The organism is Coleofasciculus sp. (assembly GCF_046565525.1).
Lineage (GTDB): Bacteria > Cyanobacteriota > Cyanobacteriia > Cyanobacteriales > Coleofasciculaceae > Coleofasciculus.
This window is the reverse complement of sequence record NZ_JBKHUP010000026.1, coordinates 24,670-47,976: the sequence shown is the minus strand read 5'-3', so window position 1 is coordinate 47,976 and position 23,307 is coordinate 24,670. Positions and strand designations below refer to the sequence as shown.

Sequence of the window (23,307 nt, the reverse complement as noted above, 5' to 3'; positions counted from 1 at the left end):
ACTCTAGATTAGGCTCTGTACAGAAAATAATAAGTATCAACCCCTCACCCATGACAAATAAAGCACCACTCAATCATTTTTTATCGAAAAATCCTTTTTCTCGTCCCCTAAGTCAGGGCTTTTTTTACCGAGAAAAAATGCGTGCTATTCATCGCATTGCTCCAGAGCAAAATTTTAGAGAAATTCTCGAAGTCGGTGGGGGTCAGAGTGGTCTCACGGCTTTGTTATATCCCCAAGCAAAAGTCACCAACCTGGATCTTAATACTGAATATTCCCAAGCGCCCTGCAATCAACAGGAACGAGTCCGCTTTGTTTGTGGAGACGCAACGGCGCTACCTTTCAAGGATGATTCATTTGATGCTGTCACCATGTTCGATGTTTTAGAACATATTCCACACCATGAAAAAGCTGTATCAGAGGCACGGCGAGTGCTGCGATCCGGTGGTTTTCTCTTAGTCAGCACTCCCAACGAAAACTGGCGGTTTCCCTACTACGAATTCATGAAACCTATCTGCCCTAGTGATGCCGATGTTATGGCTGAATGGGGTCATGTACGACGTGGCTACACCTTAGATGAACTGAAGAACCTGATCGGTTTACCCTGCCAGAGTTATGCTAGCTTTATTAATCCGATCACGGTGCTTTGCCATGATGTTGCTTTCTCTCATTTATCCCCCCTTAAGCGTGAGTTCGTTTGCGCCTTACTCAGTCCCATTACCTGGTTAAGTTACGTCCAACACAAGCCTGAAGCCAAAGGTACAGAAACTGCATCTGCTTGGCAGAAAAGGGCAGAGTTGCTTTAAAACATTCTAACCTTTAATTAAGTATTATTGCCAGCAATGGTGTCTATCTATTTTTATGAAATTTACGCCCAACATAATTCGCTTTTTAATCATTGTATTATTAGTTATGGGTATATTCTTTCGCTTCGCCAATCTCGATCAAAAAATTTACTGGCATGATGAAACTTACACATCTTTACGGCTTTCTGGTTACTCCCTTAAGGAATTAACTCAGGGTGTCTTTACAGGTGAGGTAATTAGCATCGAAGAGTTGCATAAGTACCAACGGATTAATTCTGAACGGGGTGTCGTTGATACAGTCAAACGCCTTGCCGAAGAAGATCCCCAACACCCCCCTCTTTATTACGCCATGGCACGATTATGGGTTCAAGGATTCGGTGACTCAATAACCGGGATAAGAAGTTTATCTGCTGTCATTAGTTTGCTCATTTTTCCCAGTGCCTACTGGTTGTGCCGAGAGTTATTCAAGTCATCGTTAACAGCCTGGATAGCCGTTGCTCTAATCGCCCTATCACCTTTTCATGTATTATATGCTCAAGAAGCACGGCAGTATAGTTTATGGACAGTGACCATTTTGTTATCCAGTGCAGCGCTACTTAGAGCCATAAAATGTCAGACTAAGCAAAGTTGGATAATTTATGGCGTCACCCTATCTCTGGCGCTGTACTCCCATTACCTTTCCCTGTTACTTGTGCTAGCATACGGTGTCTATGTCTTGATCTCTGAGAGCTTTCGCTTAAGTCGAAATCTAATGGCTTATGGGTTAAGTTCCCTATTAGCAGTTCTCTCTTTTGTGCCGTGGTTGATTAATTTACGCGACACCAATGGGGTAAGCTGGACAGCAAAAGAAGTATCGGGGTCATTTTTAGTCAAAAATTGGCTGGGGGATTTGACGCGGATTTTCTTTGATTTCCAAAAAATCGATAATCCTTTAATTATTGTCGCTCCGCCTGTTTTAATATTAATTGGGTATTCAGTTTACTTTTTGTTGAAAAAATCAGATCGGAAAATCTGGTTATTTTTATTGGCATTAGGTGGAATTCCATTACTGCTGCTATTACTACCAGACCTAATCTTTGGCGGACGCAGATCGACAGTCAATCGTTATTTAATTCCGAGTTATTTATCGATTCAACTGGCTGTAAGTTATTTTCTTAGTACGAAGATTACCTCTAGTCATATTTCAAAACAAAAAGTATGGCAAATAATAACAGCAATGCTGATTTCAATAGAAATTATTTCCTGTGCCATTAATTTGCCTCAAAAAACAGCATGGAACAAGGAGTTTAGTAATGATAATATCCCAATAGCTTCCATTATTAACCCGACAAGTCGTCCTCTTTTAATTAGTAGTACAAACTACTACTTAAATCCTGGTGAATTATTTTCTCTCAGCTATTTGCTTGATGCTAAAGTTAAATTGCTATTACTGGTTGAGCCAAACACACCCAATATTCCTAATGATTACACAGATATTTTTTTATTTCACACGTCTAAAGTATTATACAAGGAAATTGAAAAAAAATACGATTATAATGTGGAGCGAGTTAATCAGTCTAGGGGGTTATGGCGTTTGAAAAAGTAGTTTCATGTTTGTTATGTTTTTTTCAGGATTACCGAAATAGGATCAGAGATGAGCGATACCCAACTATGGACACCCAGTAATAGCTACGAAGCTATTTTTTATGCAGATGGTTACTTTCCGGAATGGCAAATGTCATCCGCTGAGTGCTGTGCCTTAATCATGCTATTAGACAAGATTCGACCTAAGTGCGCCATTGAAATAGGAACAGCAGGAGGAGGTAGCTTGTCTGTCTTATCAAAATTTTCTGAAAAAGTCTACTCCTTTGATATTGATACGACCTTAATTGAGCGACTCGGTTCAAAATTTCCGAATGTTGAATTGACGATAGGGCGTTCACAGAAAACGTTACCCCCTATACTAGAACAACTGGCAAACTGTGGTGCTTCTCTAGAATTCGTTCTGATCGATGGATCTCATTCCTATGCTGGTACAAAGCAGGATATAGAAAATGTACTTAAATTTCAACCCAGCACACCACTTTACATACTGATACATGATAGCTTTAACCCCGTTGTGCGTCGTGCCATTTTAGATGCAAATTGGTCATCAAATCGCCATGTACACTGGGTAAATGTTGACTTCATTCAGGGTATTTTGTCCTCTAACCCAAGGTTTCAAGGAGAGATGTGGGGAGGCTTTGCCTTAGCACTGCTATTGCCCAATCCAATTGAGCAGCCTCCGGTTATCGACTGTGAGCAAGAGCTTATGTTCCAGACGTTGTTATCTGATTCAGCTCACCGGAAGCCTATCCACAGACTTGCTACGGCTTTTCATCGATTAACACAGAAAATTTTCAACAATTAGAGACATAACCATGATAAATTTGAGGAAATTTACAGTCAAAAATTTAACTTATCTGCTTCCCTTTAAACAAGCTTCTGTAGCCTACGAACCTGAACTAATTCCACCTCTAAATTTAATGCATCAAGAAGGTATTGATGTACTCGAAGAGTGGTTTCGTTGGGCGGAAGAATGGAGTATGCTCCTACGAGTTTATGGTGGCATAACCCGAAACAGCAATATCCTTGAAATAGGCTGCGGTCTTGGGCGGATTGCTTTTCCCCTGCGCTATATCTTGTCCTCAGATGGTTCCTATGATGGCTTTGATATCTGCCAAAACAAGATTAAATTCCTGGAAAAAACGTTTCATAAGGCTTACCCAAACTTCTGCTTTATCTGGGCAGATATCAATAACACTTTCTATAATCCCAAGGGAGAGGTAGGTGCCAATAGGTATCGCTTTCCTTATCCTGATAATTCCTTTGATATCGTCTATGCAGCCTCTGTCTTCACGCATCTGCTGCCTGAGGCTGCGGCGAACTACTTCCAGGAGTCTGCCAGGGTTCTTAAGCCAGAGGGACGATGTCTTTTCAGCTTCTTCTTGTCTGACAATTATCGACCTGGACAGCCAAGACCATTGGGGTTTGCACGACCCGAATTCAATTTTGACCATCAATATGGACACTACGGTGACAACTTTGCTATTGCCAATCCAGACAACCCTGAACAGATGACTGCTTATCGCCTGCGTCTGATTGAGTCTTTTGCCAAACAAGCGGGTTTAGAGTTAGCCCAAGCACCTGTCCTAGGACTCTGGTCTGGTAGCACGTCAACCTGGGTAAGCCCACAAGATCTACTTATCTTCAAAGTTAGCCCTGTGAAGCTGTGATCAGGTTTAAGTTTTTCAACCCTATCCAGCCCCAGTTATTCAAATAACCTATAGTGCATTGAAAGAAAATAAACCTGTTTTTTCAGAGTAAATATAAAAGTATGGCTCTTCCGGACTTACTATGCCAAACTGTTAGTTAAAACGGCTCCAAATTCAGTTATACCGTGATTTTATGCCTCAACAGTCTAAGTTAACTCGAAATAACGCCCAAAATCCTTGCTAAGAATCAAGAGTCTCAAATCACAGACAGAAGATGGATCGCTGTAATCGGTATTTCTGCTATATTTATTTACTTTATCCCGCTGGGATTTGTGGGATTAGGAGCTTTTGGCTTTTATGACCGATATCTAATCTTTTTGTTGCCGTTATTGATGATGGTAGCTTCAGTTTCCACAACAAGTAGTTGATAAGGATGATTACGTTGTTTCTTTTAACCCACTAACGGGTTATGCCGTAGCGTCACTCACTAAATGACAAGGAAAAATATAATAGGAACAATCTTTTTTAATCAAAGATGAATAAAATTAAAATGACCAAGAAAAAAGCAATAATAATAAAGATATTAAAATACAGATTCATCATAAGCTTTTTATTACTTTTAGCAGCTTGTTACTTTGTCTTCTTTTTTAGACTTGATGCAATTTCTATCCGTATGTGGGACGAGTCAAGGCGAGCAATAAATGCTTTTGAAATGACCGTTAATGGTAATTGGCTTGTCACCTATTATGATGGTCAACCTGAAATGGTGGGAACCAAACCACCTCTTCTCATTTGGTGCATAGCTCTATCCATGAAAGTTTTTGGATATAACGAATTTGCTCTGCGCTTGCCATCAGCGGTATGTGCTATGAGTACAACAATCATTATTTTTTGGTTTGGAACAAAATATTTTAACGATCTTAAAATAGGCTTAATCAGCGGATTAGTTTTAGTAACAAGTATTGGATATATAGGAGAACACGTAGCTAGAACTGGTGATTTCGATGCCATGCTTGTGCTTTGGATTACTATCTACTCTCTTTCATTTTTTACCTACTTGCACTGTAATGTAGATAAAAAGAATTTTTATCTCTTTATAGCAACTACAGCTTTAATATTGGCTGTTTTAACTAAAAGTGTTGCTGGCATTCTTGCTGTACCAGGTTTGGTATTATATGCTGCATATCAAAGAAAATTAGGCAAGGTGTTATCTTCACCTAAAATTTACATTGCTGCAATAATATTCTTTATTTCAGTTTCTAGCTTTTATATTTTAAGAGAATACTACAATCCCGGCTATTTAAAGGCTGTAATAGCGAACGAAATCATAGGAAGGTACTCCAATACTCTTGAGAATCATCAAGGACCCATTTCCTTTTATTTAAGTCAAATTAAGCAGAAATTTGTTCCTTGGGTATATGTTCTCCCGATTAGTTTTATTGTCGTCAATATAACTAGGAGTAGTCGTCAAATAAAAAATTTTGTTATTTTTGGTTTATTTTACTTGAGTTCTTATTTACTGATAGTCTCTTTTGCTCAAACAAAGCTACCTTGGTATGATGCACCTGTGTATCCACTAGCTTCTATGATTGTTGGCATAGGATTATCTGAAATTTTAAACTTAACTATCAGTGAACTACAAATTGATTATGGCTTTAAGCGACAGTTGTTAATTGGTATACTTGTGAGTAGTATCTTTGTTATACCCTATTTAGATACAGTTTATAATAAAATATATAAACACCAGGGAATTATTTATGACTGGAGCCAACCTGATAACCCACAACTTATGTACGGCGACTATTTTAAAAAACTTAATCGCACCTATCCGAAATTAAGAAATTTATCAGTCGTTAATAATGATTACAATGCCCATTTACTTTTTTACACAAAGGTTTATAATCTCAATTCTTACTCTATTCAATTGAAATCTTCCAAAGACAATATTTTTGATGATGAAATAGTTGTTACTTGCGACTTTAAAATAAAATCCTACTTAGAACAGGAGTATAATTTAAAATTGTTAAATGCTAGTTATCCTTGTTATACATTTGTCGTAAGAAATAGCAAAACCAAAAGCTGAACAGTTGATTGGATATGTATGCAAGCTACTATCGAGTAAGCCCCCAAACACAACCCGCGATCGCATTACTGCATTGGGGCGATCTAATTGAAGACTTTCTCGACAGTATTGGCATCTCCTTTGAGGGATTCTGTCAGGAAATGACAGGGGGCTGGATGTTCGGCTACATCGACGCCTTGCAACTTGCTGGCGTGCGGACGGTATTATTTTGCATTTCAGCCCAGGTGAATACACCGACACGCTATACCCATTTACCAACAGGTGCGACGATCTGTGTACTGCCTGCCCCTAAAAGCTATCGCGCTATCCACCGCCGCATGGTTCGAGGTGCGAGTTACCTGTTATCAGCCGTACTACGAGACATTGCCCCCTACCTCGCTACGCCCTTGAGGATACTCGCCCACGAACTACGCCAGGAAGGCTGTCAGGCAATTTTATGTCAAGAATACGAATATGCTCGCTTTGATATGTGTGTACTGTTAGGGCAGTTAATCGGCTTACCCGTATTTGCCACGTTTCAGGGGGGAGACTTCCAGATGAGTCGCCTGGAACGTCCCCTGCGTCCATTCTCCATGCAAGCTTGCGCTGGTTTAATTGTCGCCACCCAGACGGAAGTCCAGCGAGTGCAGTCTCGGTATGGTGTACCTTCGAGCAAAATAGCCCAGATTTTCAACCCCTTAGACCTGAGTATATGGGATGAGGGCGATCGCGTGACCACCAGAGCAACCCTAGGAATCCCACCAGAGGCTGAGGTGGTGGTTTGGCATGGGCGAATTGACCTGCGTCGTAAGGGACTCGATATCCTAACCACGGCTTGGGAACAGGTTTATCGCCACCGCCCAGAACGAGACTTGCGGCTACTGCTGGTGGGCACTGGTAGCGATGCGGATCAACTGCGTCAACGGATTTCACAAATGCACTTACCCGGTGTAATTTGGATCAATGAGTACATCCTTGACCGCAGGGCTATCCGTAACTATCTGGCTGCAGCTGACCTCTACACTCTCCCCTCTCGCCATGAAGGTTTCCCCGTTGCCCCTCTAGAAGCCATGGCTTGTGGTTTACCCGTCGTGGCTACTGATGCGCCCGGTGTACCTGATATTCTGGAGAAGGGTGAGTTATCAGGGGGACTGATTGTCCCTCGCGAAGACGCAACCGCCCTAGCACTGGCTCTCGGTCGAGTTCTCGATGATCCAGCTTGGCGGTGTGAGTTAGGGAAACGTGCCCGACATCGAGTCGAAACTAGCTTTTCTCTAGAGGCAGTAGGCAAGCAATTGCGCGATTTCCTTTTTAGTGATAGCTCAAACCTATCCTAAATGCGATGCTTCCCAGAGAAGGACGGGTTTAGTTCAGTTATCCGTGTGTAGCCATGAGTTATCTGTAAAACCCGCCCCTACACCCCTGCTTCCCTATCCCTTGTGACTAAAGAGTCGGAAATACAGACTGACAAAAAACTCTTTAATCGGAAATGCCAAAAAGGTTAGCGGATTAATCGTGACGATAATATTCCGTACATCTCGAACCGCTAAGTTGATAATTTGTTTGGCAACCCAATCCGCAGACATGACGCCAATGGGATTGAGATTACTCTTAAACGGTCCCAAAATCAGCTTCCGTACCACACAAGGCGCATCTAAGCGGCGTAATGTGACTAAATCCCCTAATGCCCGTTTGCTTAATTCATACAGAGGACTGACGGCTGGACTGACTTCGGCTTCTGAAGTATTGACCCACACTTCCTTGCGGGCAATATCTTGATTGGTGCGAACGGTCTGCAAAAATAATTCTAATAACCGCCAACTGGAGAATGTATTCACCTCATAAGATTTCGCGATCGCGTCAGCGGTTCTCTCCCCATGGACGTTAATCCCATGATTGAGGATCAGAATATCAATCGATTCTAACTCAGCCGTTAAGTCAGATTCGTTTCCCACCTGCCAAGTTATCGTTTTCACCCATAGCGGTTCGCCCTCTGCCGTTAAAATGATCGGGTCTGACTTTGAGGTTAATGCGATAACTTTAGCCCCCCGTTGGTGCAAATGATACAACAGCGATCGCCCCAGTGTGCCAGACGCCCCGGTAACGGCTACAGTTTTGCCTTTCAGGGATAGCGCGGTACCCATAAGTTTATCGACGAAGGTCAATGTGCCACAATAATAAGCCTTTTGGTTATCAAAGTGATGTCGCCAATGATAGGGGCGATTTACCGTCCAGTTTGAGGGAGGAGTAAAGAATTGTCCCGGACGATGAGTTAAGTCGGTTAATTCATCCGCACCGGAGAGTCCACTCCCCCGCGCGATCGCACCTCCTAAAAAGCTTAAGGTATAGACAACGCCCGCCAAAGCCACCCAATGGGGTTGTGTCCAGATATAAGCTACCCCCCACAGTCCTAGGCTAAACAGCAACATGACCAGGGATTCCGGTAAATCATTGTACCAATGAGCTTGGCGATAAATTTGCTCACTAACCGACGTTAAATCCGGTTTGAACACCCGATGGTGCCAGACATGCAACCGATATAAGGGCGTCCAATGATGGGACAGGATGTGATAAAAATCGCGGATTAGTTCCACCCACAGGACAGAACCCAGTCCCCATGCTGCTGTACTCACAAAAGACATCACCATACAAATGCTATATCCTCACCCATTCAGAAAGAGCAAACGTTAAAATCCTAGAGCATACTCCTCAAAGTATAAAAAAATTAACGAAATAAGATACAATTAGATACAATTTGTGTGGGTGGAGAAATCAAGGAGCTTATGCCAGAGAACTCCTGGACAGAGAATAATCATAGCAGTGAGCTTGATCCCCTTAGCTCTCTGCTGTCTGAGTGGTCTGAAGATGATTTTGAAAGTGACTTTTTCTTTCAGGGACTCGAAGGGCGACGACGCAAAGCGGCGTTGGCGCTAACCCTGATTTGGGGTGGGACAATTACTCTGCATCTTCTATCCTGGGGTTCTTGGTTAGTCTTTGGTTTAACCGCACTGTTGGGTATTCAGGCGATACGGGTATTAGTGGCGCGACCCCTCAGAGTGCCGAAACCGCTACAGGGAGACAATCCGGCTGATTTTCCCTATGTGTCCTTACTGGTAGCAGCTAAAAATGAAGAGGCGGTGATTCAGAACCTGGTGAGGATGCTGTGCAATTTAGATTACCCCAAAGAACGCTGCGAACTCTGGGTAATTAATGATCACAGTACCGATAAAACCCCCATCCTCTTAGAGCAACTCGCGGCAGAATACGATCAGTTAAATGTATTTCATCGCGATGCAAACGCGACAGGGGGTAAATCCGGAGCGTTGAATCAGGTATTACCCCTGACAAAAGGGGAAATTATTGGCGTATTTGATGCCGATGCTCATCTGACCACAGATCTGCTGCGGCGAGTGCTGCCAATCTTTAATCAGTCGAAAGTTGGGGCGGTACAGGTACGAAAAGCAATCGCGAATGTATCCCTGAATTTCTGGACAAAAGGACAGATGGCAGAAATGGCGCTGGATAGCTACTTTCAACAGCAACGGACTGCCATTGATGGAATTGGTGAACTGCGGGGAAATGGTCAGTTTGTGCGCCGTTTGGCATTAGAACGCTGTGGCGGCTGGAATGAGCAAACCATTACCGATGACCTGGATTTAACCATACGCCTGCACCTAGATAGATGGAATATTCGTTTCCTAGAATTCCCGGCGGTGGATGAAGAAGGGGTGACTAGCGCCCTATCTCTGTGGCATCAGCGTAGTCGTTGGGCAGAAGGGGGATATCAGCGTTATTTAGATTACTGGCGTCTGATTGCGAGTAATCGTTTGGGTTTTGGCAAAACCATCGATTTATTCTCATTTTTAATTATTCAGTACCTATTGCCAACGGCAGCTATACCTGATTGTTTAATGGCGCTGCTTCGCTCTCGTTTACCCCTTTATAGTCCGATTACAGGATTAGCGCTGACTCTATCTTTCATCGGCATGTTTACGGGATTGCGTCGGATTCAACGGGATGAACCTTTGACAGTCGGCACTGTATTTCTCAATGCCTTGCAAACAGTACGCGGTGTTCTATACATGCTGCATTGGATGGTGGTGATGTCAGCAACAACGGCTCGCATGTCAGTGCGTCCCAAGCGATTAAAATGGGTGAAAACCGTGCATCAAGGCACGGAGAAGGAAAGCTTTGAGTTTTGACCCTTCGCTTCGTTCAGCGAACCTGGCGCTTGTGTAGGGGCTCACTTTCACTACTATCTTTTCGGGTGCACCCATAAGTGACTAAACCCGCCCCTACTAAGTGATATCAAATCCGGCTAAACAATCATCATTCCCTATACTCTGTTCCCTTGACAAATAACTAAAACGCAATATCACCGTCATTATCGTATTCCAATGTATCAGGTCTCTGGAATAATAGAGTAGAATTATCCGGCGTTTTTCCTGGCGTTGGTTTCTCTTGAATTGCCGTTGATGCCTTATCATTAAAGGACTGAGATTGAAGGGAATGCATTTGCTTCGTGTCCTCTGTAGATGAACTCGCCTCCAACTCCGGCATATTCAATTCGTCATCTAGAGTAATAACATTCCCACTGAAAAATTTTGTTATAGTCGTTACGGCATCCTGTATTTTTTCCTCATCCCACTCTCCGGCGTCTATAGGTGCTGATATCGAAGATTGAGGTAGGGAAATTGGCATATTTTCCTCAGCCCTATCAGACAAAGTTTGATTCGGTTGGGGTAGGTGACTTTCGGGTTGAGGAATAACCATTCCTCTATCTTCTTCTTCTATCTCTCTCTTATCTTCCTTAGGCGTCTCGTCTTCTACATTTGACGATAATTTAGACTCTGAAGGGGTAACAACTTCCCGATTCGTCGCCGTTGGTTTAGCCGATTTCCCCCCTATAACTGTGAAGTTTACTTTGATAGGTTTCTGATACACAGCTTCAAATGCTGCTTGAATATTCTGCAGATTATCTTTGGCATACTTTAACAAGGGTTTAGTTGTGATCCCTATCTGTGCCACTGTTCCATCAAAACTCACTAAATCACCATGCTGACGCAAGAATTCTTTGGCACTATAGGGTCGCAAATTTTCAATAATCTGTTGCCAAATGTGTTCTGTATCAGCCGATTGTTCAGGAACAGGAATAGAGGGAACTGTCCCGTTATTGGAAGATGGAGGAGGTGACTCCGATGCTTTTACCTGGGGTGGCGGTTGAGTTTCAGGAATTTGGGAAATGGGTTTCGCGGCTGGTGTTTGATTCGCCGCAGCAGGGGGTGGGGAGGCAGGTTGAGTCCGGTGTTGAGGTTCTGGCGGCTGTGTTTTCGGTTGGCTAACCTGTGACGGTGGCTGGTGCGATCGCGTCTGAGTTGCCCCGGGTTCAACCCGTAGAGCGTCGGGTAATAAACCTAACAGGGTGACTTCTAGCCATAGGCGCGGTTGCGTTGTATTTTTTACTTGTGCTTCACTGGCTTTTAAGTGTTGCTGTCCGCGTAAAATATCCGCAGTATCCAAAGTTTGAGCAAATTCGCATAACTGTTTCCAGGTAGGCGGTGTGACAGCCACTAAATTTTGACGATTGGGTGCAGTTTTCGCAATAAGTAAATCCCGATAAAATCCGGCTAAATTTTGCAGCACAACTAAAGGTTCTCGTCCCCTATCCATTAAATTGCGGCAACAATCGAGAACGACTTGAGCATCATTACTCGCGATCGCTTGGCTCAGTGCTAGCAAGTCTCGTTCGGGTACTGCCCCGACTAAATCCCAGATACACTCAACGGTTATTTCTCCGGCTAACAAGCTGAGTTGATCCAGCAGACTCTCGGCATCTCGCAATCCCCCCTGCGCCACTTGTGCTACCAAGGTAATTGCATCCGTTGTAATATTTATGGTTTCTTTGGTGGCAATAACCTGAAGATGCTTGACCATTGCCGCTAACGGAATGCGGCGAAAATCAAACCGTTGACAGCGAGAAATAATTGTGGGTAAAACTCGTTGGGGATCGGTCGTAGCTAAGACAAAAACAACATGTTTCGGCGGTTCTTCTAAGGTTTTGAGTAATGCATTGAACGCCGCACTGCTAAGCATGTGACACTCATCCACCACATACACCTTATAGCGACATTGAACCGGGGCAAATTGGGCGCGTTCGATGATTTCGCGAATATTATCCACACCCGTATTACTCGCCGCGTCAATTTCGGTGATATCCAGGGCGGTTCCTTGAGCGATTGTGCGGCAAACGTCACAGGTACCGCAAGGCTGAGGCGTTGGCTTATCGGTAGTCAGACAGTTGAGGGACTTAGCTAAAATCCGCGCTGACGAGGTTTTACCCGTACCTCTGGGGCCACAGAACAAATAAGCTGGGGCTACTTTCTCTTGAACAATAGCATTCGTGAGAGTTTGCGCGATCGCTTCTTGACCGACTAAATCGGCAAACGTCTGAGGGCGATATTTGTGATGGAGGGGTTCGTAACTCACGCGGCTTCAGGATGTAAGGGTTCTGGGAGATATGGGGGAGCAGGGGAAGCAGGGGAAGCAGGGGGAGATGGGGAGGATGAACAATTGTACTATCTATCATTGTCACTTGAGATCCTAACTCAAAATCATGTCCGACTAACGAAGCGAAGGATGAGTCGGGGCGGGTTTAGTTCAGGTAGCTATCCCCCTATCCCCCTACCTCTTACTTCGTTGAAGAGGTAGCCCCTCGCGATTCAGGTGGCTTTATCCGGAACGTTATCAGTAAAACCCGCCCCTACAGACTCAAAACTCATTGATCACCCGTTGTGCCGATGGGGTAGGAACTCTGCTAAAACCATTTAGGAGTCTACTCATAATGCAAAACAATGCTTGTAACTCGTCAAATCAAAAGTGTTTATACTGATGGAGCCTGTACTGGCAATCCAGGTCCAGGTGGCTGGGGTACGGTTGTGTATTTTACCGATGGTTCTGTGCATGAAATCGGGGGGGCTACGACAAAAACCACCAATAACCGGATGGAACTCTTGGCAGCGATTGAAGCCCTGATACTGCTTCAGAGATCGGGAAACACTCACCCGATTACCCTCTACACGGATAGTGAATACGTCAAGAACGGCATTACCAAATGGATTAAGGGCTGGAAAAACAAAGGCTGGAAAACCTCTCAGGGAAAAGCCGTTTTAAATCAAGATTTATGGGAAAAACTAGATGCGGTCAATTCTCCCCTCGTCACTTGGCAACATGTACGGGGACACAGTGGTAATCAAGGTAATGAGCGTTGTGATCAAATTGCTAATGCTTTTGCCCACGGTAAATCTCCCAGATTAACACAACTGTCGGACTTTGGTAATTCCAGCACCCCCACGCGGAAGACACCCGTAACAGGGGTATCAGATGAAAAGACCACTTTTGAGGTAGTTTACAAAGATGTACCACAGGTCCTTCCTACCTCTGAAAAACCGATGATAGATGTACCGGATTCACCAAACACTTCCAATGACGAGTTACCCCGCGAAGTTAGAGTTGCTCAACTGGGAAACTTAATCGAAACCCTACGCATTGCTGATGAAATCGCTAGTGAGGGCTATCTAATTAGTAGTTCCGAACTAGCCGATTTAATGGATATCAATGCCAGTGCAGTCACCAGTCGGGGAGATCATTGGCCCTGGCGCAACTGGATTGTCTCGCGAGTGCGGCGTGAAGGCAATCAGATTCTATGGCAGTTAGAACGGGTAGACCAAGTTAGATCTGGTGATGAAGAGTAGTTAGGGATTGGGGACGTTTTGACCTTCACTTGGCGCATAGGGCATGGCGCGTGAGTTTTGAGCCTGTAGGGGCTCTTTTGACGATTATCGTTTCTCACCTCACAAGGGATGCGACTCGCGCCCGCCCCGACTCCCTCATCTACTCCATCTTCCCATTCCTAACTCCCATAAATCCGCCCCCGCCACTGTTTTGGTCTTTGCCTAGCGGACAGGAAAATCCGCAGCACGGCTAAGGGGTCAGCCAAAGGAGAAAGCCAGAATAGCCAAGATGCGGGGGATGAGGATGGAGTGAAATCATAAGAACGAGCGATCGCGCCAACTAATGCCCAGCGCATTACCAGTAACCCTAGATTTAACCCTAGGACACTCATGAGGACGGGTGAAGATATGCCCAGGCTCAAACTCACCAAAGCCACTAAAGAGGCAGGTAGAGGCAACGCCTGAGTACTCAGCAGCAGCCATACATCACTCCAGAGTTGACCCGGACTAGAAGCATCCTTTAAATCGAGCGATCGCCCCCACTCCCGCCAGGTAGCCCAAGCGCCCTCATACATACGAACTTTGAGCACGTTAGCACCATCCAAAAACCCCACCTTAAATCCCTGTTTGGCGGCATATCGCGCTAGGGTCACATCATCACAAAATGAACCCTTGGCGCTACTATAACCATCGAGTTGAGTTAAAACCTGTCGGCGACATAAAAAACACTGCCCATTTGCCATCACCCGTTCGGCGGGATTGCTAGTGATACCTGTCGGACCAAATCGATAGACCAACGTCATCAGCAGCGCCGGTTGTAGCCACCATTCCCCCGGATACTGGAGAATAAATCGCGGTGATAGAGACACCAGGTCAAACCCTAAGGTTTCAGCGATATGAATTAACCCCGCCACTAATCCAGGTTGGGGTTGGGTATCCGCATCTATACCCAAAATCCACTGACTATCGGGACAACTGTGCAAATAGCCCTGATGTAATGCCCAAGGGCGTCCTACCCAGTCCGGTGGCAATGGGTCATCGGTCATCAGCCGAAATCGTGGATCTTTGATTTGGGCATCTTTGACTAACTCCGGTGTGCCATCGGTGGAGTGAGAATCCACCACAATAATTTCGCGTACTTCGTAACTCTGCTGACTTAAGCCTATTAGACAAGGATTGAGCCGTTCTCGTTCATTGAGTGTAGGCACCACCACACTAACCGCCCCCAACTGATCGGGGGTAGGGAGCTTGGCTTCTACGGGAGGACGACGCCCTGGACCTTTGAGCAGGCGTGAGAGCAGGATTAAAGTAGCGGGGATCTGGATCAGTAATAGGATGAGGGCAAATATCATTTAAGCACAGGGGCAGAGGTGTGGAGGGGTAGGGGGAGCCTGATTACTTAGGTGAAACTCCCATAGATGCTACAGGCACTTTCTCCTCTGGAGTGCGATCGCGTAGTGCTTGTTCAACGGTATTCGGTGTCGGTGCAGCCATTGCCATCCGCCACAATACCACGGCGGGAACAACACCCAACACAATGCCTAAGCCGATAGGTACCCATATTTGGGCACCGATACTCATCACAGCCGCAAAGACAAAGTTGCTCAGATAAACGGCTAAGGGTAATCCCAATTGGCTTCTAGACAATGCCATTGGCGTTTTCTGCCAAAATAGAGTCGCGACCGTCATAAATACAGCACCTGTTCCCAACCAGCCAGCAAAATTCTGATACGGCATCCCAAAAAAGGCACCCGGTTGCTCCCATAACCAGAAGGGGACAGCGGCTTGGCTCATCGCGGGGTCAAGAACGAAGTCCCAAGAGGTGAGTAAGACAGCACCAATCGCGATCGCACCGAAGTGACGTAACCAACTGACTGACCTGTTTGTCGCTACTCTAGCCTCTAACCCCACACGAGCCAATAGATAAGACACCAATCCTAAATAAAACCAGGATAAGGGAATCGTAAACGGGACAAGACCGGCGATTTTATAGCCTAAGCCATTTAAGTAACCATAGTGTCCAAAAGGGAAACCTGTACTCGTTCCTAGGAGTTCACTTGCCAAGGAAATGACAATAGCCGGTACCATGAACGTTAGCCATTGCCACAGTCCCAGAGTTCGGTAGGCATAAATCGCGACAGCTAGTGCCCCCAAAATAATATAGACGACTCCACCCCCAGCCATTGACCATTGAAATACGGTTTTTCCCTGTGGTGGTAAGCTGAGAATCCATTCCGGGTGAGGCAAAACCAGCAGTAGACCTGCCAGTCCAAATGCCATAGCCCCAATATGACCTATCAACAAAAAGCGCTCAATTTTGATCAGTTGCTTCATGAAAAACTCCTAAAATGGTGAAAACCCCCGACTTGTCTTAGCGGCAAGACACAGCATTCCGATTCAGATGCAGCAAGGCAATAGTGGTTTGCGGGTATACAAGCAGCAATGATTAATAGTTTACAAATGTTTACGAAAAAAGTCCCTAGTACCCCTGTGTGAATGATGAGGGTGAGGGGGGAAATTTTCCCCGTTCCCCGTTCCCCGTTCCCTTGTGCCCGTTCCCTTGTCCCCGTTCCCTTGTCCCCATGAACAGGGCGGGAAAATCGTTAATATATTGGCAGGGCAGTAACCTTAATCTTGTCACTGTTTGTTACAGGGCAAAAAAGTTGCTCTTGTCTGCTGTTGGCTTCCTAGCATCTTTACTCAAAATGACTTCACCTGTTCCGGAAAACGCGAAGACTGTCATTCGTCCAATTCAATACGGCGATTTGGAGAGAATTGAGCAGCTTACTACTCAAGCAACGGAGCAAGAGTGTAATAGCTGTTCGTTAACCTTCATTCGCAAACTTCAGCAGGTTCGACGCTGGTATGGGTTGCTGATGCTTTTGAATTGGTTCCCGAATCCTTGCCAGTATGATTTTTGTTTCTATGTGGCTGAACAATTTCAGCAGTTGCGGGGATTAATTAAAGTCTCGCCCTTTAATCGGACTCGCAGTACTTGGCGCGTGGAACAGGTGTTAGTTACTCCTGATCAGTCTTCTCGAGCAAGTAATAAACCCGCCAAACTCGAAACGGGCTCCGCACTCTTGCGCCATTGCTTCGAGACCATCTGGGAAGCCCGCACCTGGTTACTAGAAGTCAATATCCATAATAAAGATACCCTGGCACTGTATCGGCACAACGGATTTCAACCCCTAGCGCAATTGACATATTGGGAAATTAATGATATTACTCTAGCTAAACTAGCCGATCGCGAACCCGATTTACCCAACTTGCTCCCCGTGAGCAATGCTGATGCCCAACTCTTGTATCAGCTAGATACAGCGTCCATGCCTCCGTTAGTGCGTCAAGTTTTTGACCGCCATATCGAGGATTTTAAAACAGGGTTTATGCGATCGCTAGTCTCGACACTCCAGCAGTGGTTCAATCGCACTGAAGTAATCAACGCTTATGTGTTTGAATCCCAGCGGAAAGCGGCTATTGGTTATTTTCAACTCACCCTTTGCCGAGATGGAAGTCGATCCCACGAAGCCCAGCTCACCGTTCACCCTGCCTACACTTGCCTGTATCCAGAGTTATTCTCACAAATGGCACGGATTAGCCAACAATATCCTGCCCAGTCATTACATCTGGCTTCAGCCGACTATCAACCGGAACGAGAAGACTACCTGGAACAGTTAGAGGCTCAGAGAATCGAGCATACTCTGCTCATGTCTCGTTCAGTCTGGCATAAACTCCGGGAAGCGAAGAAATTAGAGGGGTTACAGTTATCAGAAGTGCTTCAGGGACTCCAGCCAGCCCGTACTCCCATCCCCAGCCGTATCTCCTGGTGGGAATCCCTCTCCAAACAACCTAACGCGGCTTCTAAGACCAATGGAACCAATCCCTCGTCAAAACAGAAGTCGAAGGAGAAGGATATTCAACCTCCAGCCGATTCTACAGATGCTGACTAGGGGAGTTTTGAGTTTTGCGTTTTCACCCTTTGGAAAGAGGGTATGGCGCTTGTGTAGGGACTCTTTTCACAATGATGCAGAAAATCTCAGCCTTAGGCTTAGATGTTGGTAGTAAGCGCATTGGTGTCGCCGGATGCGATGGCACCGGTTTAATTGCTACAGGTTTAACCACAATCAAGCGAACATCCTTTGAGCAGGATGTATCACAGTTGGGAGAACTCGTAGAACAACGCGAGGTTCAGGTTCTAGTTATTGGGCTACCCTATTCAATGAACGGAACCCTGGGATTTCAGGCGCGACAGGTGCAAAAGTATGCTCGTCGTTTGAGTGCTGCCCTACAATTACCCGTAGAATATGTGGATGAGCGGTTAACCTCCGTTGAAGCAGAACAGTTACTTCACGCCGAGAAGCTTGCGCCCTCTCGCCATAAAGCTCTGATTGACCGCAAAGCCGCAGCAATCATACTCCAACAGTGGCTGGATACTCGTCGCTCAAGCCGTGAACCATGAACCATGTAGCTTGCTTCTCAAGGAGCGAGTACCATCAAGCCGGAAAAGTGATAAGATGAAAAACTGCTGGATTATACCAACGAACGTTTATCCATGGCTTTAACCCAAGAACGCAAACAAGAAATTATTGAGAGCTATCAAACTCATGAAACCGACACGGGTTCGGCAGATGTGCAAGTTGCTATGCTCAGCGATCGCATTAGTCGTTTGAGTACACATCTACAAGCCAATAAAAAGGATCATGCCTCCCGTCGGGGATTATTAAAGATGATTGGTCAGCGCAAGCGCTTACTCAGTTATATTCGTGCAAGCGATTCTGAACACTACCAAGCCTTGATCAAGCGCTTAGGTATTCGCGGCTAGACACCCATTAAAGCTTATGTCTGATCAACCCTCCCGCAATCCTTTACCCTTTGAGCCGAGCCAGAAGCGCAAAAAAAAGTCGAAACCACAGGCAAAACCTGTAGCCAGTAAAGCGGAGGCGAAACCAAAAGCGAAACCCGATAAACCCAGGGCTTCCAGTTCTGAGTCGATGGCTATCCCTGATCAGGTGAGTAAGCGTATGGTACGCCGCATGGCGTTGCTGTGCGGTATTCCGACAGCGTTGGGGATTCTCTCATTTGTGGTCAGCTATCTTCTGGTGGTCAACCTGGAGATCAAATTACCCAATGTCGCTGTGGTTCTGGTAAGTATGGGCTTTTTTGGCTTAGGGGTGTTGGGCTTGAGCTATGGCGTCCTTTCCGCATCCTGGGAAGAAGACATCCCCGGAACACTACTGGGTTGGCAGGAATTCACAACCAACCTAGGACGACTCACATCAGCATGGCGTGAGGCGAGAGAGGCTAAAAAAAGTTAGCCCAGCTTTCGGTAAGATTGCCAGGGCTCGCGGGAGGACAGGAGTTCCAGGAACAGGGGAAGGAAGATGAGGGAGTTAACTCAAAACTCAAAACTTAAAACTTCCCCAATTGAAAACTTAAACCTTAAAACTTATGATTGTAGTCATGAAAGTCGGCTCTCCAGAAGCCGAAATCGATCGCATTAGTCAGGAACTCAGCGAACAGGGTCTGACTCCGGAACCGATTGTGGGTAAACACAAGGTTGTTATCGGTTTAGTTGGTGAAACGGCGGCTTTAGACCCCCTGCAAATTCAGGAAATTAGCCCTTGGATAGAAGAAGTCCTGCGGGTTGAGAAACCCTTTAAACGGGCAAGCCGTGAGTATCGTAATGGGGAAGCTGGCGAAGTTGTGGTATCAACACCCGATGGACCCGTTACCTTTGGCGAGAATCATCCGGTGGTGCTGGTAGCAGGTCCTTGTTCGGTAGAAAACGAAGAGATGATTGTCGAGACAGCACGTCGGGTAAAAGCGGCGGGCGCTCGATTTTTGCGGGGGGGTGCTTATAAACCTCGGACTTCGCCCTATTCATTCCAAGGACATGGAGAAAGCGCCTTAGAGTTACTCGCCGCCGCGCGGGAGGCTTCGGGTTTGGGGATCATTACCGAAGTCATGGATACAGCGGATGTGGATAAAATTTCCGAAGTCGCCGATGTGGTGCAAGTCGGTGCCCGCAATATGCAGAATTTCTCCCTGTTGAAAAAAGTAGGCGCCCAGGATAAACCGGTGTTGTTGAAGCGGGGAATGTCGGCAACCATTGATGAATGGTTAATGGCGGCGGAGTATGTTTTAGCGGCTGGGAATCCTAATGTGATTCTGTGTGAACGGGGAATACGAGGATTCGACCGGAAATATGCCCGCAATACCCTAGATTTATCAGTGTTACCTGTTTTGCGATCGCTCACCCATTTGCCGATTATGATTGACCCAAGTCACGGTACGGGTTGGTTTGAGTATGTGCCAACGATGGCAAAAGCCGCAATCGCAGCCGGTGCAGATTCGTTAATGATTGAAGTTCATCCCAATCCAGCCAAAGCATTATCCGATGGACCCCAATCCCTGACACCGGATAGCTTTGATAGCTTGGTCACAGAAATGGCGGTGATTGGTAAAGCCGTTGGGCGTTGGCACGAACCCGCGATGGCGATGGTATAAGTGTTCAAACACATCAATGATATCTTAGGGGCACGGCAATACCGTGCCCTTGTTCTTTGAGTGAATACTCCACGCTTCATTCTTACGAATAGAAGCGTGGCGTCTAGCTCCATAAATGACAGAGTAGACCCGGTATTCTCGGTTCCGTCCGGGAACTTCCGCCCGGAACAGACCCACTGCGATTTCTCCGAGTGGGTTTAATGGTTTTAAGCCAATACCTAGCTGCTATGTTGTAGCTGGCACTAAGGTCGGCGTTGTACTGCTTCCCAGTACGAAACGTAGCCAATGCATAGTTAGACTTGGAACGTTTTACAGCCCCAGAGCCATCACACATAACTTTTAGGCTTTGCTATCATCTCATCCTGACACTCAAAACTCAACAACCGGAAAATCCGATTCGCGATAAAAATGGGTCATATTATCAAACTTCCGCAATTGAGCCCGCTTAACCCAAAACGAATTAACATCTTTAGCTAACCATTGCTCATTCAAATCCGATAACATACTACTGATGCGATCGCGCTCAAGCTGCGCTGGAATTTCCCCGAAGTATCCTAGGGTAATATGTGCCGTAAAATGATACTGCTGCTCAACTCCCAAACCAATCAATCCCGGATTTTGATAAAGACAGCGCCGGAACTCAACTACTCGTTTGTAAGACTCCTCATCTTTTGGCACCAAACAAACCCCAATTGCACGCGGCATGACAATCACGCCGAAAAACTGCCAGCATATAGGATAGGGATTCCTATACAACCCCTTATATTGCTCAAAACTCTCCCCAATTCGTTCCTGAAGTTGCTGATCAAACTCCGGATTATCCTGCACCGTATCCCGATAACTATTCTCCCAAATTAAATCCGCTAGGGTTAAATGAAAACTCTCAGGCGGAAGCGATAGCATTAAACTCGATTTAAATTCCTTCTCTAATATCCGTTGTAACTCCTGCAAACTGCTATAAAACCCCTCATTCTCTGACTCATCCTCCCATGGTGGCGTCATCACCGTGTATCCTGGAAAATTAACCGCCTTGGTTGTGCCATCAGCCAGACGCTCAAACTTAGGTGACTCCTGGATATTGGGTAACTGAGAGTGATAACTATCAGATACAGTCATCCTCGCCACCCGATTGATATAGGTTGGATAGGTATCATCCACGTTGAATTTCCTCCGAATGCGCTAAACGTCCTTATGCCAATTTATCTTTATTGGGGAGATAATGACTTTGCCCTGAATCAAGCCGTAAACGAACTACGCCAGTCCGTCCTCGACTCTAACTGGCTCAGTTTTAACTATGATAAAATTCCCCCAGACCAACCCGACGCCCTCATTCAGGGACTCAATCAGGCGATGACTCCCCCATTTGGAATGGGAAAACGATTAGTCTGGTTAGTCGATACCACCGTTTGCCAGAACTGTTCCGACAAAGTACTCGCTGAACTCGGACGCACTCTCCCCGCTATTCCGCCAGAATCTATATTACTGCTCACCACTCATCATCGACCTGATAAACGACTCAAGTCCACCAAGCTGCTACAAGAACACGCCCAAATCCGAGAATTTCCCCTAATCCCCCCCTGGAAAACCGAGGAATTAGTCCAACAGGTTAAATCCTACGCCCAAACCACTGGCGTTAAACTCACTCCCCTAGCGGCTGAACTCCTCGCCGATGCGGTGGGTAACAATACCCGTCAACTTGCCAACGAACTGGACAAGTTACGCCTTTACGCGGGCGATGGGACAACTAGCTTAGATGAACGCGCTGTTGCTGCATTAGTCACCACCACAACTCACAATAGCCTACAACTAGCCGAGAGTATTCTCAAAGGCGATACCACCAAAGCCTTGGGACTCATTGCTGACTTAATCAACAACAACGAACACCCATTACGAATCGTCGCCACCCTCGTGGGACAGTTTCGCACCTGGTTATGGGTCAAGCTAATGATCACTCAAGGGGAAAAGGATATAAAAGTCATTGCTACCGCCGCCGAAGTCGGTAACCCCAAGCGTATTTACTTCCTGAAAAAAGAGGTGCAGCACCTTAGTCTAGATCAGTTAACCGCAACTTTACGAGTCCTGCTAGAGTTAGATGTCAGCCTCAAACGAGGTGCTGATGAACTCTCCACCCTGCAAACCCAGGTGATCAAACTGTGCCAAATTTGCTGTTGATTTGTCATTCGTCATTCGTCAGGGAATAGGGAATAGGGAATAGGTTAGAGTTTTGAGTTAACTTCCCCAGCTCCCCCAGCTCCCCCAGCTCCCCCAGCTCCGCTACCCCCTTATCTCTAAATAGCGGAACTTCTATCCCCTAAAATAGTTCAGGAAAAACAAGCCCACTGTGGGTTTTGTTGTGTACTTTTAATTATTTGCAATCGTCATGATTACGTTTTACTGTAATCACCCTCATTTGACTCGTTTCTCTCGTCCACTGATTGTAACGGCACTAACCACCTTGGGTTTACTGTCTGGGTTCATCCCCGAACTTGCCCGAGAGTCCCTAACCTTGGACTTCAACCGTGCTGTCCATGCTCAACAAGCCGTTCCAGAGGATGATATCAACAACTACGCGCGAGCGGTTTTAGCGATGGAACCCCTACGTCAAGTTGCCTATAACGAAATTAAAAAAATCGTAAATGGCAACATTCCCGATATCCAGTGTCATCGATCAGAAACCATCAATCAACTGCCGTCTCAGGAGGCGCGAGCAATTGCCAACAATTATTGTAACCAAGCTTCGGCGTTGGTCAACAATTATTTAACCCCCTCTCGATTCAACCAAATTACACGTCTGGCGGAAAAAGATGGTAATTTACGACAACGGATTCAAGATGCATTACAAAGGCAGCAAGAATCAAGGTAACGATCAACCACTCTTGTGGTATGATAACCCTCGGTAAGGAACTCTATAGATAAAACATCGAACCCTGAGTTTTATTGAGTTCCAAACGGTCAAAACCTGTCAAAATAAA

At 45.7% G+C, this 23,307-nt stretch carries 20 protein-coding genes; 15 read left to right on the top strand and 5 right to left on the bottom strand.

Annotation, left to right across the window (positions count from 1 at the left end):
* Positions 1–50 precede the first annotated feature (50 nt).
* From ACLGGO_RS11770 to ACLGGO_RS11745, 6 genes are all read left to right on the top strand, one after another.
* The gene (locus ACLGGO_RS11770; RefSeq protein ID WP_446419445.1) at positions 51–803 is read left to right on the top strand and encodes a class I SAM-dependent methyltransferase; all 753 of its coding nucleotides are present in this window, start codon (positions 51–53) and stop codon (positions 801–803) included.
* Between the two features lie 55 nt (positions 804–858).
* Positions 859–2,388, top strand: a complete 1,530-nt coding sequence (locus tag ACLGGO_RS11765) for a glycosyltransferase family 39 protein (protein ID WP_446419444.1) — start codon at positions 859–861, stop codon at positions 2,386–2,388.
* A gap of 48 nt (positions 2,389–2,436) precedes the next feature.
* A complete protein-coding gene (locus ACLGGO_RS11760) occupies positions 2,437–3,192 on the top strand; it encodes a class I SAM-dependent methyltransferase (protein ID WP_446419443.1) in 756 nt (251 codons plus the stop codon).
* A gap of 10 nt (positions 3,193–3,202) precedes the next feature.
* A complete protein-coding gene (locus tag ACLGGO_RS11755; protein ID WP_446419442.1) occupies positions 3,203–4,057 on the top strand; it encodes a class I SAM-dependent methyltransferase in 855 nt (284 codons plus the stop codon).
* Between the two features lie 514 nt (positions 4,058–4,571).
* Positions 4,572–6,119: an ArnT family glycosyltransferase gene (locus ACLGGO_RS11750; protein ID WP_446419441.1), complete on the top strand. Its 1,548-nt coding sequence runs from the start codon at positions 4,572–4,574 to the stop codon at positions 6,117–6,119.
* 14 nt (positions 6,120–6,133) lie between these two features.
* A complete protein-coding gene (locus ACLGGO_RS11745) occupies positions 6,134–7,435 on the top strand; it encodes a glycosyltransferase family 4 protein (protein ID WP_446419440.1) in 1,302 nt (433 codons plus the stop codon).
* A gap of 93 nt (positions 7,436–7,528) precedes the next feature.
* Here the strand turns inward: ACLGGO_RS11745 and ACLGGO_RS11740 are convergent, their stop codons facing one another.
* A complete protein-coding gene (locus ACLGGO_RS11740; RefSeq protein WP_446419439.1) occupies positions 7,529–8,746 on the bottom strand; it encodes a bifunctional sterol desaturase/short chain dehydrogenase in 1,218 nt (405 codons plus the stop codon).
* Between the two features lie 135 nt (positions 8,747–8,881).
* Between ACLGGO_RS11740 and ACLGGO_RS11735 the strand changes: the two genes are divergently transcribed.
* Complete coding sequence (locus ACLGGO_RS11735; protein ID WP_446419438.1) at positions 8,882–10,300, top strand: glycosyltransferase; 1,419 nt, start codon at positions 8,882–8,884, stop codon at positions 10,298–10,300.
* Between the two features lie 160 nt (positions 10,301–10,460).
* Here the strand turns inward: ACLGGO_RS11735 and ACLGGO_RS11730 are convergent, their stop codons facing one another.
* Positions 10,461–12,584, bottom strand: a complete 2,124-nt coding sequence (locus ACLGGO_RS11730; protein WP_446419437.1) for a DNA polymerase III subunit gamma/tau — start codon at positions 12,582–12,584, stop codon at positions 10,461–10,463.
* 365 nt (positions 12,585–12,949) lie between these two features.
* Between ACLGGO_RS11730 and rnhA the strand changes: the two genes are divergently transcribed.
* Positions 12,950–13,849 (top strand): ribonuclease HI, encoded by a 900-nt coding sequence (rnhA, locus tag ACLGGO_RS11725; RefSeq protein WP_446337072.1) that lies wholly within the window; start codon positions 12,950–12,952, stop codon positions 13,847–13,849.
* A gap of 158 nt (positions 13,850–14,007) precedes the next feature.
* On the opposite strand, the gene cruG is transcribed toward rnhA, so the two are convergent.
* Both cruG and cruF read right to left on the bottom strand, forming a co-directional pair.
* Positions 14,008–15,180 (bottom strand): 2'-O-glycosyltransferase CruG, encoded by a 1,173-nt coding sequence (gene cruG / locus ACLGGO_RS11720; protein WP_446337071.1) that lies wholly within the window; start codon positions 15,178–15,180, stop codon positions 14,008–14,010.
* Between the two features lie 43 nt (positions 15,181–15,223).
* Positions 15,224–16,162 carry a gamma-carotene 1'-hydroxylase CruF gene (gene cruF, locus ACLGGO_RS11715; protein ID WP_446419436.1) on the bottom strand — a complete coding sequence of 313 codons (939 nt, stop codon included), beginning with the start codon at positions 16,160–16,162 and terminating at the stop codon, positions 15,224–15,226.
* Positions 16,163–16,533: 371 nt separating this feature from the next.
* On the opposite strand from cruF, the gene ACLGGO_RS11710 reads away from it, so the two are divergent.
* From ACLGGO_RS11710 to aroF, 5 genes are all read left to right on the top strand, one after another.
* Complete coding sequence (locus ACLGGO_RS11710; protein WP_446419435.1) at positions 16,534–17,778, top strand: GNAT family N-acetyltransferase; 1,245 nt, start codon at positions 16,534–16,536, stop codon at positions 17,776–17,778.
* Between the two features lie 74 nt (positions 17,779–17,852).
* The gene (gene ruvX / locus ACLGGO_RS11705; RefSeq protein WP_446337109.1) at positions 17,853–18,287 is read left to right on the top strand and encodes a Holliday junction resolvase RuvX; all 435 of its coding nucleotides are present in this window, start codon (positions 17,853–17,855) and stop codon (positions 18,285–18,287) included.
* A 93-nt stretch (positions 18,288–18,380) separates the two neighbouring features.
* A complete protein-coding gene (rpsO, locus tag ACLGGO_RS11700) occupies positions 18,381–18,650 on the top strand; it encodes a 30S ribosomal protein S15 (protein ID WP_446419434.1) in 270 nt (89 codons plus the stop codon).
* Positions 18,651–18,666: 16 nt separating this feature from the next.
* Positions 18,667–19,143, top strand: coding sequence for a photosystem II biosynthesis protein (locus ACLGGO_RS11695; protein ID WP_446337067.1), 477 nt, complete (start codon positions 18,667–18,669; stop codon positions 19,141–19,143).
* Positions 19,144–19,276: 133 nt separating this feature from the next.
* Positions 19,277–20,335, top strand: coding sequence for a 3-deoxy-7-phosphoheptulonate synthase (gene aroF / locus ACLGGO_RS11690; protein ID WP_446337066.1), 1,059 nt, complete (start codon positions 19,277–19,279; stop codon positions 20,333–20,335).
* Positions 20,336–20,704: 369 nt separating this feature from the next.
* Here aroF and ACLGGO_RS11685 read toward each other — a convergent pair whose 3' ends face one another.
* Positions 20,705–21,493, bottom strand: a complete 789-nt coding sequence (locus ACLGGO_RS11685; protein ID WP_446337064.1) for a DUF1868 domain-containing protein — start codon at positions 21,491–21,493, stop codon at positions 20,705–20,707.
* 33 nt (positions 21,494–21,526) lie between these two features.
* Here ACLGGO_RS11685 and holA point away from each other — a divergent pair, with 33 nt between their 5' ends.
* Together holA and ACLGGO_RS11675 are read left to right on the top strand one after the other, a co-directional pair.
* Complete coding sequence (gene holA / locus ACLGGO_RS11680) at positions 21,527–22,507, top strand: DNA polymerase III subunit delta (protein ID WP_446419433.1); 981 nt, start codon at positions 21,527–21,529, stop codon at positions 22,505–22,507.
* A gap of 208 nt (positions 22,508–22,715) precedes the next feature.
* Complete coding sequence (locus ACLGGO_RS11675) at positions 22,716–23,198, top strand: DUF4168 domain-containing protein (RefSeq protein ID WP_446419432.1); 483 nt, start codon at positions 22,716–22,718, stop codon at positions 23,196–23,198.
* Positions 23,199–23,307 lie beyond the last annotated feature (109 nt).

Coding starts and splice junctions, on each gene's coding strand:
- ACLGGO_RS11770 (WP_446419445.1), top strand. CDS start 51: ATGACAAATAAAGCACCACTCAATCATTTTTTATCGAAAAATCCTTTT.
- ACLGGO_RS11765 (WP_446419444.1), top strand. CDS start 859: ATGAAATTTACGCCCAACATAATTCGCTTTTTAATCATTGTATTATTA.
- ACLGGO_RS11760 (WP_446419443.1), top strand. CDS start 2,437: ATGAGCGATACCCAACTATGGACACCCAGTAATAGCTACGAAGCTATT.
- ACLGGO_RS11755 (WP_446419442.1), top strand. CDS start 3,203: ATGATAAATTTGAGGAAATTTACAGTCAAAAATTTAACTTATCTGCTT.
- ACLGGO_RS11750 (WP_446419441.1), top strand. CDS start 4,572: ATGAATAAAATTAAAATGACCAAGAAAAAAGCAATAATAATAAAGATA.
- ACLGGO_RS11745 (WP_446419440.1), top strand. CDS start 6,134: ATGTATGCAAGCTACTATCGAGTAAGCCCCCAAACACAACCCGCGATC.
- ACLGGO_RS11740 (WP_446419439.1), bottom strand. CDS start 8,746: ATGGTGATGTCTTTTGTGAGTACAGCAGCATGGGGACTGGGTTCTGTC.
- ACLGGO_RS11735 (WP_446419438.1), top strand. CDS start 8,882: ATGCCAGAGAACTCCTGGACAGAGAATAATCATAGCAGTGAGCTTGAT.
- rnhA (WP_446337072.1), top strand. CDS start 12,950: ATGCTTGTAACTCGTCAAATCAAAAGTGTTTATACTGATGGAGCCTGT.
- cruG (WP_446337071.1), bottom strand. CDS start 15,180: ATGATATTTGCCCTCATCCTATTACTGATCCAGATCCCCGCTACTTTA.
- cruF (WP_446419436.1), bottom strand. CDS start 16,162: ATGAAGCAACTGATCAAAATTGAGCGCTTTTTGTTGATAGGTCATATT.
- ACLGGO_RS11710 (WP_446419435.1), top strand. CDS start 16,534: ATGACTTCACCTGTTCCGGAAAACGCGAAGACTGTCATTCGTCCAATT.
- ruvX (WP_446337109.1), top strand. CDS start 17,853: ATGCAGAAAATCTCAGCCTTAGGCTTAGATGTTGGTAGTAAGCGCATT.
- rpsO (WP_446419434.1), top strand. CDS start 18,381: ATGGCTTTAACCCAAGAACGCAAACAAGAAATTATTGAGAGCTATCAA.
- ACLGGO_RS11695 (WP_446337067.1), top strand. CDS start 18,667: ATGTCTGATCAACCCTCCCGCAATCCTTTACCCTTTGAGCCGAGCCAG.
- aroF (WP_446337066.1), top strand. CDS start 19,277: ATGATTGTAGTCATGAAAGTCGGCTCTCCAGAAGCCGAAATCGATCGC.
- holA (WP_446419433.1), top strand. CDS start 21,527: ATGCCAATTTATCTTTATTGGGGAGATAATGACTTTGCCCTGAATCAA.
- ACLGGO_RS11675 (WP_446419432.1), top strand. CDS start 22,716: ATGATTACGTTTTACTGTAATCACCCTCATTTGACTCGTTTCTCTCGT.